Origin of the sequence: Pedobacter sp., from assembly GCF_040513095.1 — a bacterium.
Lineage (GTDB): Bacteria > Bacteroidota > Bacteroidia > Sphingobacteriales > Sphingobacteriaceae > Pedobacter.
Genome location: NZ_JBEVDX010000190.1, coordinates 35,156 through 49,464, shown reverse-complemented (window position 1 = coordinate 49,464; position 14,309 = coordinate 35,156). Strand labels below are relative to the sequence as shown.

Sequence of the window (14,309 nt, the reverse complement as noted above, 5' to 3'; positions counted from 1 at the left end):
AGCCTAAAGAGCTTATTCAATTTAAAAACCTACCTAATCTATATTAAAATGAAATGTTTGAAATTAGTTGCAGCTATTACTGCAATCACGAGTTGTATTTTTTCGGCAGCGGCCGAAGTCGTTCCCAACAGCCTCTTCAGCAGCCACGGGGTATTACAGCGAAACCAGGTGCTGCCGGTATGGGGCACAGCCAGGGATGGCGAAAAGGTGAGTGTTGATTTTGCCGGACAGAGGGCCGAGACTATAGCCAAAGGAGGCAAATGGATGGTGAAAATAAAGCCATTGAAAGCCGGCGGGCCATTTAACATGGTCATCAAAGGAGACAATACGGTTACGCTGACCGACATCCTGATAGGCGAAGTTTGGGTATGCGGCGGTCAGTCGAACATGGCCTACAGGCTCAGCCCTGCAATCTATAACGGCGCGGAGGAAATCAAAAATGCAAATTATCCTCAGATCCGCTTGTACTATGTGCCCAATAAAGTGGCGAGGGAGAATGTTGAGGACATCAAAAGTACCTGGCAGCCCTGTTCGCCGGAACTGATGAAGAACTTTACTGCAGTGGGGTATTTTTTTGCACGTGACCTCTACAAAGAATTGAATGTGCCAATAGGTGTGATTTCTTCTTCTGTAGGGGGAACGCCTGCAGAATACTGGCTGAGCCGTCCGGCGCTGGAGAGCAATCCTGCGCTGCAAAATATCCTGGGTACTTATGATAACCAGGTAGCTACATACCCTGCCAGACTTGAAAAATATAAACGGGAGGAGCCTGTGCTGCTGGAGAAATATACTACTGAGGCCGGAGCCGCAAAAAAAGAGAATAAGCCGGCTCCACGGAAACCAACACCACCACAGAACCCAAAAGAGTCCGGGAACGTAGGCGGACATTTTTACGGGATGATTGAACCTTTGCAGCCTTATGCCATCCGGGGTGTGATCTGGTACCAGGGCGAAGCCAACAGCTCCCGGGCAAAAGAATATCAGTCATTGTTCCCTGCACTGATTGCCGACTGGAGATCGGGATGGGGACAGGGCGATTTTCCCTTTCTCTTCGTGCAGATCGCGCCATTTAACGGTATAAGCCCCGAAATCCGTGAGGCACAGTTACTCACCTGGCAGAAAACACCAAATACTGCAATGGTGGTCACCACAGATTGCGGAAATGCGGAAGATATTCATCCAACTTTAAAACAGCCTGTAGGTGCAAGACTGGCACTGGCAGCAAGGGCACTGGCATACCGGGAAAAAATAGAATACTCTGGTCCGGTTTACCAATCCATGGTGGTTAGAGATGCTAAAGCTATTTTAACTTTCAGCCATCAGAAAAAGCTTGTTGCTAAAGGTGATGGATTAAAAGGATTTGTGATAGCAGGTGCCGATAAAAAATTTGTACCGGCAAAAGTTGAAATTCAGGGAAACAGATTGGTAGTGTACAGTCCTGATGTTGCTGCGCCTGTTGCAGTAAGATATGGCTGGGCCAATTCGCCGGATGTAAACCTGTACAATGAACATGACCTTCCGGCTTCACCGTTCAGGACTGATAGTCAGTAATCCAGAATCAACAGCTTTTGTTTTACATGCCGAAATCAATCTGCTCATGAAAATTATATTTATCCTGCTGCTTTTTGCCGCAAGCACTGCCTTCGGGCAGGATCCCTTTTTACCTTACCTGACCGGCAAGCCACCATTAATAGCGGAAGATTTGGGTACAGAAACGACAGCCGAAGGACTAAGGATTCACCGGCTGGTTTTTCAATCCAGGGTCATTCAGGGGCTTAATGGCCCGATGCCCGTGCTGGTGTACGCAGCGATCGTGCATCCTGCCGGAACGGGCCCGTATCCGGCAATAGTACGTTTGCATGGCGGGGGCGGCAATGCGGATATTCCGGCCGCAATCTCTTCTGCAAAAGAAGGCTACGTTTCACTGGTACTGGATATTCCGGCCATAGCCGGCAAAGGTAAAAACACCAGGAGCAACTTTCCCGACTCAAGAGCTAAGATTGCTGCAAAACCAGATGCAACTTACAGCGGGCTGTTTGATGCAGTATTGGCTGCAGTGCAGTCTTTTTACCTGCTCCGGGCACAGCCTGATGTAGATAAACGCAGGATCGCTATCGCCGGTTCGTCCTGGGGCGGCTATACGGCAACCATGACGGCAAGCCTGCTGGATAAGGATATAGCAGCTACGTATGCTGCATATGGCTCCGGCAATTTCCTGTTGGGGACATATGAAAAGCAGCATATTGAACGGCTTTCTGAAGCTGAAAGGACAGAATGGCTTAAATACCTTGATCCCGGAAAAAGGGCACGTCAGATCACCAAGCCTTATTTAATTGCAACAGCATCTAACGACAGGCACTGGTCCTGGATGGCTGTACAGGCTACCCTGGCCCTGATGAAAGGCCCTGTTCATCAATTTTATTCGCCCAATGACAATCACCAGATGAAATATCCGGGCAGTGCGCTGATGATTCCCTTTTTTAATCAGTACCTGAAGGGAGGCACTCCATTGCCGAAAGTAATCCCGGGAAAAATTGAAAGATTAACAGCTGGCGGAACCTGCATCAGTTACCGCGTAACTGGCACAGCCCATCTGCTGTCATCCAGGATCTATTATACCAATCCTGACGATCAGCCACTCTGGACAGAAAGAAAATGGTCGTTTATTGAAGCAGAACCCTCAGGAAAGGGTTTTCAGGGCATTATTCCTATGACAGGAAAACTCAACTGGTATGTGCTGATTACAGATAATAACCCAAAGCTTGGGAAAGATACAGTGTCTGTTTCGAGCCTGATCCGGGAAAATTAATAGATTGATAGAACTCAATGAATACGAAGATCAAATTGATAAGAAGCTTAATCCTCAAATCCGCTACAATGGCCGTCCTGGTATGGGTATGTTGTCTGCATGCCTTTGCACAATTTGCTGCAGCCAAATTTTCGCCCGTAATTTTTAACAGTAATGAAACTGCCGGACGGGCTGAAGTCTTTGGTGTTCAGGGGGCAGGTTTTGGTGCTGGTGCTGAATTGTGGTGCACAGTAGTCTCCGGAAAGGTAAAATTACTGAAACCTACAGTCAAATTGAAGGTCCTGAGCGCTTCGGAATATAATCTATCTGCCCTGATCCCGGATAAACCTGCTTTTAAAGCAGGCGTTTTAATTGCCGTTTGGGTAAAAAGAACAATGGGAGGAAGGGCCTGGAGCAAACCTGTGTTTTTAAACAGGGCGAGGGGGGTAACGATAGAGTACGATCAGATTATGCCCGGACAGGCATTCCGGATTTTTGGGCGCAACCTCAGATTGAAGGGTTTTATTCCAGTGGTACGATTTGTAGAGGTTAAAACCCGCGAATCATTTCCAGCAAGGGTTACTGGAGGTGATCCTTTTGTACTAAACGTGATTGCACCAGCTGCTATAATGCCGGGCAGTCGCTATCAGCTGGTGCTGAGCAACGGAAACGGAAGCGGCATTGCCGAGGCAGAGAGCACAGCAGAGGAGCTGATGACAGGAATGGCTGCTGCCGCCGATCCCTTTGGTTTAAAGGTACCCTGGGGAACAGAATTTACTTTCTATAAAAATATCTACAATGTAAGATCAGATCCCCGCCTGCAGCTCAAAGCCAAAGGCGATGGAGAGACAAACGACCGGCAGGCGATTCAGCAGGCAATTGACCTGGCCAGCAGGAACGGTGGCGGGGTCGTTTATTTTCCTGAAGGCAAATATAAACTTGATATCCCTTCAGGGAGCGGTTTAATCATGAGATCACGGGTAGTCTTAAAGGGAGAGGGGGATCAGAAAACTTTTATTCAATACGGTTTTGGAACTCCTCCGCCATATCCTGATCCTATAGGTAAGGATGGCTGGCCAAATGCCACTACAGAAGGAGTGGCTATTTTATGGCCGGTTAATACCACCCTAAGCGGTTTATATCAGCTCTGCCTGCAAAACGTAAACACGAGCGGGTTATGGCGGCACAGTTTAAAAACCATGCCGCCGCCGGTTAAAAAACCAGGCGGTTCCGGTTCCAGATTCTTTGCCGCAAACTGCCGTTTTGACTTTTCCGTCGCCTGGGGATTATCATGGGCTTATGTAGACCGTATGATTATTACTGATTGTGATTTCGATAGCAAAGCCCGTATCACATGGCCATGGCTGTGGCATTGTACAGGCTCTACAAACTTCGTAGTGCGCAATAACCGCCTGCGTTACGCGGCGGGGCGTTTTGGATTTAATGACAGTTTTAACGGGATCATTGAAAACAACCACATTACCCGGCTGGGCGACCTGATTAATCCTAAAGGTGAAACCGGTGGTTTTAACATAGATTTTGCACAGGATATAGTGGTGATGAACAACCGGCTTGATGTGGAAGGAAAAGCTATTCCCGATCTCAACCAGGGTGAAACCATACTCAGCCAGGGGGGTAACCCTGAACAAATGTTTGTTGGTAAAGTAAGTGCGGCAACCGCAAATACGCTCACAGACAGCAATCAGCAGTGGGGGCAGATCAAAACGCCTTCGTTGAGTTCATCAGACGCCGTGGCCATTGTATATGGCAGGGGAATGGGCCAGTGGCGACATTTCAAAAGCAACACTAAAAATACTTTACAGCTAACCCGCCATTGGGATGTAATACCTGACGCGACCAGCCGCTATGCTATCATGCACTGGTCTGCAGAAGACTGGCTGGTAAAAGACAATATACTTGAAAATAACAACAGAGGCATCTGGTTCTATTGTGGCAGTACCGATGTTGCTATTACAGGAAATCAACTGAATAACTCAGAAGGGATTTATATCCGCTCCGACCAGCGACTGATCATGGGGCGCTACAATCTAAGCTGGAATGTTTCTGTGACCGACAATCAGGTTATAAATACCAACGGTTTGCGCCCGGCATTTATATGTAATGTTCTGGCGCTTGGGACAAAACCAGATACGCTTTTCGGTGCCGGTAGTATAGGTGTTGAAATCAGAAGGAATCTTGTGCAGGCCCATCAGCCAAACAGTGGGAGCTTTGTGCGGGCTGAAGGTTATTTCAATGAGGTGCTCCCCAAAAATGCTGCAGATAGTATAAAGCCCGGAGTAACCGGAGTGATCGGCACCATATTCGAAAAAAATAAGGCAGTGAATACTGACATTGGTTACCGGCTGTATGGCCCTATTGGCCAAACGATCGTCAAAGATGCAGTTGTTAAAGATGTCCCAACACCCCTTACAAAAGCGGCAGGAACTGTATTTTTAAAAGAAGGTATAACTGAAAGTCCAACTATTGTGCTGAAAGATCATCTCGTCCATCCGGCATTTTCATGGCCGCTGAGTCTGCTGCAATATGAGCTGGATTTTGGGACTGAAGGGGCACTTCAACAGCCTCGGATGCTCATAGAAAAAAGTTCAGGCCGGCAGGTTCCTTTTCAGCTCAGTGAAACTGCAGGCTCCCGATCTGATCAGACAGGTAAAAAAGCAATATTAAGCTTTCTGTCTGATCTTCCTTCCGGAAGCACAAAGACATTTGAACTCCTTCCTGCAACGAAGAAAGTAAAGGCTGCAGGTGCTGTAGTACACGTCACTCAAACTGCTGATGTTTATCAGATCACTAACGGAAAGATCAGGATCGAGATTCCAGCTCATCCGGGAAAAAAAATGACGGCAGCCATCAGACGCTATGGCAATACTGTTAACTGGCTTGGTCATGGTGAAATCCCTGCATTGCCGGTAAAGGAAATTAAAGTGGACGCATTATCGGCCGGGCCGGTCCATGCAGTTTTCCGGATCAGCTACACTTTTGATGCTGACAGGCAGTATAATGTGCTGGTAAAACTAACTGCCGGAATGGAGTTTGCAGAACTGGAAGAAGAAATGAAGGGTTTTAACCCCGGTGAAGGGCTTTCCTGGAAGATGGTTTGGGATGGGATCAGACCAGAGGGTCGTTATGTTTCTACCCGTGTGGAGCAGCCTGGTAAAAAACAAATCCAGTCTGAAAGCATGATCTGGGAACCTATGGAAGGGCGGAAATTGAATGGGACTGCCCATCAGCATCCTGAATTTCCTTCTGATCAGCAGAATGGAAAAGAGGGATTGCTTCCTTTCCGGATATCTCCCTATGACAACTGGCTCTCCTGGTGGCGCATGCCTTCAGCAGCTTTCCGTAGCGAAAGGGAAAATACAACAATTGGCCTGTTCATTAAGGCCAATGAAAAATGGAATGACGGAAAGTATGCGCTCTGGGCTTCCAAAAAAGACCTTAGCATCAGTTTTCACTGGAATAACTCTATTTTGGATTATACCTTTCCAATGGTTACAGGTACACGTTCAACTGCATTGGCAGCGTATGGAAATGAGAGAGAGCAGAATCATGGCGGCAACCAGTCACTGGCGTACATAGATGAGCTCAGGCGCTGGTATGGCTGGATCCCGCTGGATAAAGTTAAAAACTGGATCCTGAATTATGATGCCCCCGAAACCGGATATCCCCGGTTCTTTAAACCTGAAAACGCTGCAAAGAATTTAACGGTGGCCTCACTTGAATCATCTTTGTCAGATCAACTGGGGATTATTCGCAGCGGTTCAGAAAGGATCAATGGTCCCAATCCGGTAAGTTCCCGGATATATTACGATCAGATTGTGCCGGCTTTTGACCTTAATGCGGGGAAAATGTCAGTGTCACAATACCAAAAGCTGAGGAGCTGGTATTTATTTGTGAGTTATCTCTATCGGGATGAGGCGCTGATGCCTGTGCGCAACCTGTTGAGCGGGCATCCAAACTTTTTATCAGATATCAAAGGCGTAACCGGCCTCGCAGCATTTCTCTTTCCGAAACATCCTGAAGCCGCTCAGATGGCAGATCATTTTGGAAAAGTAGTGCAGCTGAACTTCAATTACCATATCCGTCCTGATGTGCCTGCATGGGGATCTCTGGGAGGCAGGTGGACAGAAAATCTGGCGACATATACCTGGGCAGCATTAACTCCTGCAGCGCGTACAAATTATTTACTGCAGCACCATTTCGATGGCAAGAACAGGATGCTTCAGCCAGGCGTTTCTATGCTGGGCAACTGGCTGCTAAACGCAGTGAGTTCTCCCCTGACTAAGCTGGATAATAAAAGAGTGTATCCTCCTCAGGGCGCGCATGCACGTTCGGGGGAAGATGGACCACCAGATGTGCTGCGTGTACTGGGACAGGAACTGACCTATTATGATCCGCTGCTGAGTGAACACCTGCTTTGGTTCACAAGAGCCGGGGACAAACCCTTTGAAAGTACAAAGGAAAAGAATAAAGCATGGAGAGATCTGCTAAGCGGAGAATGGGAAAACAACAAAGGCAGCAATCCCAGACTGAAGTCTGCCAAGTTTACCGGGTATGGTTTTATACTGCGAAGTGCTTTTGGTACCAAAGATGAAATGTATGTGAACCTGCAGCAGATTGATGAAGGCCCGAATTACCGCTGGGGGAGGGCGGCAATGGGGGGCAATGGAGTGATTTATTATTATGCCGGGGGGAAGAGATACAGCCACAACGGTGCCGAAGATGTTGGCGACGGCCCCTTTGGAGATACCGAAAGGATCAGCAACTTTGGTGTAAAAAAACCGGGAGGCTACCGCTCTATAGGTGCCTACAGGAGTGTTGGCCGCAATGATCTTACTGAACCCCTGTATGATTTTGGCTTTGCGCAGTTCGCCAGTATCAGGGGCAATAAGGAGATTTCCGGAGCGTATCATTCACGGAGTGTTCTGCAGTCGGCCGCAGATTACATTGCTGTATTTGATGAAGTACCGGATGAAAAAACAGAGGGCAGGTTTTCCTGGTTTGTGGGTGCTAATGATGAATTCCCGTATATCCATCAGGTGACGCCAGGGGCCCCCGCCTCCGATGCAAACCTGCTGCCATCAAAAAGTAATTACCATACTGATCCAGCTGTAATGCCTACCAAAGGCAGGTATTATGATGGAAAAGGTAGTTTCTTAACTGTCGTTACGCACAAGCCGGAAATCAGGGTAAAAAAAACTGATTTTGGCTGCATTATCCTCAAGAATGAGGGTGAGACTGATCTGGTTTTCAGGGCTCTGAAAGCACTCCGCTTTGCAAATGATGGCCTGAGTTTTAAAGGAAAGGCAGGTATCATTCAGATGCGGAAAGGGATAACTTCTGCCGCTTTATTTGAGGGCTCTGAACTCAGTGTTCCCGGGCTTAAAATTGAGCTTGCCGCTGAAAACAAAGCCGGCATAAGTATGCAAAGCATGCTTTCCGGTTATACTGGTACCTTTCAGAGCCAGGCCCCAGAGAAGGTGGTTTTTACAGTTGGTAACCCAAAACTCAGCTTTTATCTTGATGGAGAGAAGCTGAGTGATGAGTCTCCGGGAACAAAGAGCCATGAAACGCGCAGAAGCTTTTCTTTTCCATCGGGAAAACATACCTGGACCTGGAGCAATGCCGGTGTAAGACCGGCAGCACCAGAAATCACAACTACCATCATTGGCAATCAGCAGGTGCTGCTGAAATGGAACCAGGTTGCCGGTGCAGATAGCTACCGAATGGAGCTGAGCAAAGACGGAGAACTAAACTGGGAAACTGTAGGGGATCAGCTTAAAGGGGTTACAGCATCAGTCGCTGATCTGAAAAACAACAGCAAGATCCATCTGCGTGTAATTGCACAGGGAAAGGGAGGGGACAGTGAGCCCTCTGATGCCTATCCTGCATATATTACCGGCCAGCCGCCTCACGCACCTGAAGGTCTGCTACTGGATCTGAACAGTTCACAGGTAAAACTCAGCTGGGGGAGCATTCTTGGTGCAGGATCTTACAGGTTATACCGCAGAACAAAGGCAGTTAAATCTGATTTTAATAAAATTTACGAAGGTGCAGACACATTTTTTGCAGATCAGAAACCGTCATCAGGACTGATATATGAGTATCGGGTTACCGCAATAAACGGTAATGGGGAAAGTAGTTACAGTCCCCTTGCCACAACTGACCCCAAAAGTTTTATCAACTGGGCGCCCAAAGGCGGAGAGGGTTTCAGGAGAGATACCGAGAACCATGAGAACGGATTTCCTGAATACAATCCTTTTAAAGAAGATGAAATGCCAGTCTTAATCTATCCTATAAACAAAAAATAACAGACATGATAACAATTTTAAAGCCGATAATAGCTTGTGGGCTCTTCAGCGTCTTATTCCAGCCATCATTTGCCCAGAAACCCAGGTCTATTGAAAACAAGAGCCCTCTTGAGATTGTGGTAACCGTCGCCAACAGAATCATCAGGGAAACCCCTTTCAAATTTCAGCTGGTGCTGGAACCAAATCATACGGCATTTGATTTTGTTCAGTATGTGGATTTTGGGAAGACATTTGGACTGGGCATTCCGGCTGTGGCTTATGCTTTAAGTGAGTTTGATAGTAAAGTGGATACTGCTTTCGTCATTCAGGTGAGCCACAACGACGCCCTCAAAATCTGGCTCAATGATGAAGTAGTCTATCAAAAGGAGGGTGCAAGGCCATTAAAGATAGCTGCGCTGGAAAGAGATATTGCCCTCGAGAACGAATTCCCTGTAAAACTCAAAAAGGGGCAGAACAGGATTTTGCTGAAGTCTGAAACCAGGGGGAAAGAATGGACCTTTTATATCCAGCCTAAAGGTGCGTTGATTGAAGAAAGGATTCCCTGGAGTCCTAAACTGAGCATAGCAAAACTACCTGGTATCACGGCGGAAATAGCCAGACTCAGCAACTGGCTGGTCGCCGGGCCTTTTATGATCTCCGGCCAATACCCCTCAGACACAGCCTACGGTCCTGAGAAAGGATTTGAAATTGGTAAGCTCTATACTGACGGCGTAAAAGATATCACCTGGACCATTCCAAAGATCCAGGTCTTTGCGGATGTGATCAATCCAAAACCATACTGGGGGACTTATTATAACTGGAATTATCATGCCGGTGGCCTGGCCTGGGCAATGTCTAATCTGGCTGAAGCCACCGGGATAAAGAAATATGATGATTATTCCAGGCGCTGGACAGATTTCATGCTGGAAAAAAAGCCTTTTATAGGTTACCAGGTAAATAAGATGAACGGCTTCCAGTCTACCCATCACCAGCTTTTTAACACTCCATTGCTGGATTTTACCGCCGCTCCGGCCATGCCTTTTATTTACCGCCTGGCCAGACATAAGAATTTTGACAACCGCAAACAGTACGAAGCATTTGTGAATGACGTTAAAGACTATGTGGTAAATCATCAGATCAGGTTGCCTGAAGGAAATTTCACCAGAGAAACCCCCGAGAAATATACCACCTGGGTAGACGACATGTTTATGGGCATACCCTTTCTGGTACAGGCTTCACTGGAAGCCGATGACCCGAAGGAAAAAACAGCTCTGTTGAATGATGCTGCCAGTCAGGTACTGGCCTTTAACAAACAACTGTTCAATCCTGCGGCAAATTTGTACCAGCATGCGCAATATTCCAGGCGGAAAGCCAGGCTGCCTTACTGGTCAAGAGCCAACGGATGGGGAATATGGGCTAGTACCGAAGTCCTGCTGCGGCTGCCTGAAAATCATCCCATGCGTAAACAGATAATGGATTACTACCAGCGTCATGTCAATGCACTGGTTAAATTACAGGACCAGAAGAGTGGCTGCTGGCATAATGTACTGGATCGTCCTGATTCCTATGAAGAACTTTCAGGAACGGCTATCATCGGTATGAACATCGCCCGTGGCATCAATCAGGGCTGGCTTTCTGGGCAAAAATATCTTCCATCTGTAAGAAAAGCCTGGAAATATATTGCTTCCTGCATTGAACCGGATGGAACTGTCAATAATATTTGTGTGGGCACAATGAGCAGCGAGAATGTAAGTGATTATATGAACAGACCCAAAACAGACAATGATTCGCATGGGCTGATCGGTCTGGTGTTTGCCGGGATTGAAATTGAAAGGCTATTTAAACAGACGAAAACTGATATCTTTAATACTATTCCTTAATATCATCAGCTTATGAGGTTTACAGATATGAAATACATCGCATTGCTGATCCTGAACTTGCTGATGAATGCTGCCGCAGTTCAATCGCAGTCACAAGCGCAAGAAACAACGACTAAAGCACCTGATCCACCTATTGCAATTCCATTTGAACTGAAAGAAGCGGGATATGTAACCCTGGTCATCGAAGATCATAATGGCGTACGTGTAAGGAATCTGGTTTCGGACACATGGTTCAAAGCCGGGAAAAATACCGCATGGTGGGATGGCCTGGACGATCTGGGACGTGATGTGGAAGCCACACATCACGGGCTATATCATATTCCAGCCAGGTTTGTTCTTCCGGGCAAATATAAAGTAAGAGGTCTGGTACATGCAAAAATCAATACCAGCTACGAATTTTCTGTATATACTACAGGTAATCCGCCATGGAGCACCAATGATCATACAGGTGGATGGCTTGCCAATCATACCCCTCCACAGGCTGCCCTATTTGTTCCTGCCCGTCAGAGTCCGACCGGCCAGCCACTGGTATATCTTGGAAACTACATTACAGAAGGTCCGGATGGTTTAGCCTGGGTTGATCTCAATGGTAAAAAACTGGGAGGGAAAAAATGGATAGGAGGAGCATGGACTGCAGCACCGTATTTGGCAAGAGACGCAGGGGAGAAGGCAGTGGCCGGAGTATGTGCGTACGTTGCTTCAGTCTGGGAAACGGCAAAAAAATCGGGAGAAGGAGAGTTGCGGATCAATGCTCTAACCAGCGGATCGGAGAAGAAAGTGCTTTTGCAAACTATTGGTCCGGTCTCCCCAAATGATGATAAAACCGCAGAAATAGGTGGATTGGCGGTCAATAATGCTGTAGCTGTGCTGAGCCTGACTTTAAAAAATCAGTTACTGGCAGCAGATCTGGTCACTGGGAAAATCATAGGTTCCCGATCTTTGAATGCACCACGTGGACTGGCATTTGATGTGCAGGGACGGCTCTATGTGCTATCAGGCAAGCAACTGCTGAGGTTCAATTCTTTAGCAGAGCTGACAGGTAGCGCTGCTCCTCAAACCATCATCTCCAGAGGGCTTGAAGCCCCAGTTGGCATAACACTGGATGCTGATGAAAACCTCTATATCAGTGATGGGGGAGACAGTCACCAGGTAAAGGTATTTAATCCAAGGGGCAGACTGCTCCGTTCAATTGGTAAACCGGGACTGCCGAAAGCAGGTACTTATGATGAACTCCATATGAATAATCCTGCGGGTATGACCATTGATGATCAGCAGCAGCTTTGGGTAACAGAAAATGATTATCTGCCAAAAAGAGTTAGTGTGTGGTCGCTCAGCGGGAAACTACTGAAAGCATTTTACGGCCCTGCCAAATATGGTGGAGGAGGTACAATAGACCCTGCAGATAAAAACAAATTTTACTATGCAGAAGAAACGCGGGGTGCTATGGAATTTCAGCTGGACTGGAATACAGGTACCTCCCGGCTAAAGCGTATACTTTATCGGGCCGGTGCAGGCACACTGCCGCTCGCATTCAGAAGTGGGGGCCCGGAAACCGCTTTGTACCATGATGGAAAACGTTACTTTACCAACTGCTACAATTCCAACCCAACCAGTGGCAATACTACAGCATTCATCTTTGCAGAACGCAATGGGATTGCTTACCCGGCAGCAGCAATGGGCAGGGCAGATAACTGGGATGTGTTAAAAGAAGAGCGCTTCAGAACTTTGCTCCCGGCGGGAGTAGATTTGAATGCAAAGGGAGACCGGTCGCTTGCATTCTTTATCTGGGTAGACCTGAATGCCGATGCGCAGGTACAGCCTGCAGAAGTAAATTTTGAAAAAGGGTTTGCGATGGGAGTAACTGTCATGAACGATTTATCTTTCTGTATTTCACAGCTGGATGGTAAAGCGCTGCAGTTCCCGGTGCAGAATTTTACTGCAGAGGGAATACCTGTATATAAATCAGCGCAAAGGAAAATCCTGGCTGAGGGTGTTCAGGCCTCTGCCTCATCAGGCGGAAACCAGGTGTTAAGCACTGGAACTGGCTGGACAGTAGCATTGCAGGGAATATTGCCCTTTCACCGCTACTCTGTTAGTGGTGCAAAAGATGGCAAGGCGATGTGGAGTTACCCCGATTTATGGCCCGGCCTGCACGCTTCTCATGAGGCGCCAATCCCTTCTTTCCCCGGCGAACTGATTGGAACAACCCATCTGCTGGGCGGTTTAATGGAAAATACAGGTGCTGAAGCTGAGGCCTTATGGGCTGTGAATTCTAACCACGGCATGGTATATATTTTTACAGCTGATGGCCTGTTTGTGACCACGCTGTTTGAACCTATGCGTACAGGAAGACGCTGGCAAATGCCTTCGGCAGATCGCGGAATGAGCCTTGATGGTTTAAGCCTCTCAGAAGAAAATTTCTGGCCCACGATGACAGTGTTGCCAGGAGCTGAAGTTTATCTGGTAGATGGAGGACGCAGCAGTATAGTGAAGGTAGATGGATTAGAAAGTATTCGCCAGCTGCCGGCAACAACGATCAGCGTAAGTAAGGAAGATCTTGATAAAAGCCGTCTTTTCCTGGCCAGGGCAGAAGCTGTACGCCAGGACAATCAGGGAAAAAAGATATTGCTTGTATCGCTCGGCGATCAGCCAATGCAGGTAGACGGAAAATTCGACGATTGGAGGGCTGCGGAATGGGCTGATATAGACAAACGTGGTGTAAAAGCCAATTTCAATTCAAATTCCAAACCTTACGCTATCAAAGGGGCGATTGCAATTGCGGGTGACAAACTTTATATGGCCTGGCAGACAGGTAATGCTGAACTGCTGAAGAACTCCGGGGAAATGCCTGTAGCCCCTTTTAAAACGGGAGGAGCATTGGATCTGATGATCAGTTCAGATCCGGCCGCAAAGCCTGGCAGGATAACAGCTGCAGCAGGGGATCAGCGCTTGCTGGTTACCATGATCAAAGGGAAGCCAAAGGCATTATTGTACCGTGCGGTGGTTACCGGCGCTAAGGAAGCAGATAAAGTTCCTTTTTCTTCACCCTGGAGGACTATAGTTTTTGATCAGGTAACGGACGTAAGCGACAAGATACAGTTTGCAGCCGGCAAAGATGGGGAATATGAAGTATCTGTTCCTTTGGCTGTACTGCAGTTAAAACCTGTCGCAGGGATGCATGTAAAGGGTGATATCGGAATCCTGAGGGGGGAAGAGGAACAGACAGTATCAAGGGTTTACTGGAGTAATAAAGCTACAGGAATAGTTTCGGATGTGCCGGCAGAAGCGGAGCTGATGCCGGGGCTCTGGGGAGATTTCGAATTTAAATAGTTA

5 protein-coding genes are annotated in these 14,309 nt (G+C 47.5%); all 5 read left to right on the top strand.

The annotated features are described in order from the left end of the window. Positions 1-57 precede the first annotated feature (57 nt). Genes ABWY16_RS21055 through ABWY16_RS21035 form a run of 5 tightly spaced genes read left to right on the top strand, consistent with a single transcriptional unit; the run spans position 58 to position 14,306 of the window. The gene (locus tag ABWY16_RS21055; RefSeq protein ID WP_353906638.1) at positions 58-1,551 is read left to right on the top strand and encodes a sialate O-acetylesterase; all 1,494 of its coding nucleotides are present in this window, start codon (positions 58-60) and stop codon (positions 1,549-1,551) included. After that, a complete protein-coding gene (locus ABWY16_RS21050) occupies positions 1,505-2,809 on the top strand; it encodes an alpha/beta hydrolase family protein (protein WP_353906637.1) in 1,305 nt (434 codons plus the stop codon). Before ABWY16_RS21055 ends, ABWY16_RS21050 begins: the two co-directional genes overlap by 47 nt. 17 nt (positions 2,810-2,826) lie before the next feature. Then, a complete protein-coding gene (locus ABWY16_RS21045; protein WP_353906636.1) occupies positions 2,827-9,117 on the top strand; it encodes a glycosyl hydrolase family 28-related protein in 6,291 nt (2,096 codons plus the stop codon). Between the two features lie 5 nt (positions 9,118-9,122). Then, complete coding sequence (locus ABWY16_RS21040; protein WP_353906635.1) at positions 9,123-10,976, top strand: glycoside hydrolase family 88/105 protein; 1,854 nt, start codon at positions 9,123-9,125, stop codon at positions 10,974-10,976. 12 nt (positions 10,977-10,988) lie between these two features. Further along, the gene (locus ABWY16_RS21035; RefSeq protein ID WP_353906634.1) at positions 10,989-14,306 is read left to right on the top strand and encodes an NHL repeat-containing protein; all 3,318 of its coding nucleotides are present in this window, start codon (positions 10,989-10,991) and stop codon (positions 14,304-14,306) included. Positions 14,307-14,309: the final 3 nt, after the last annotated feature.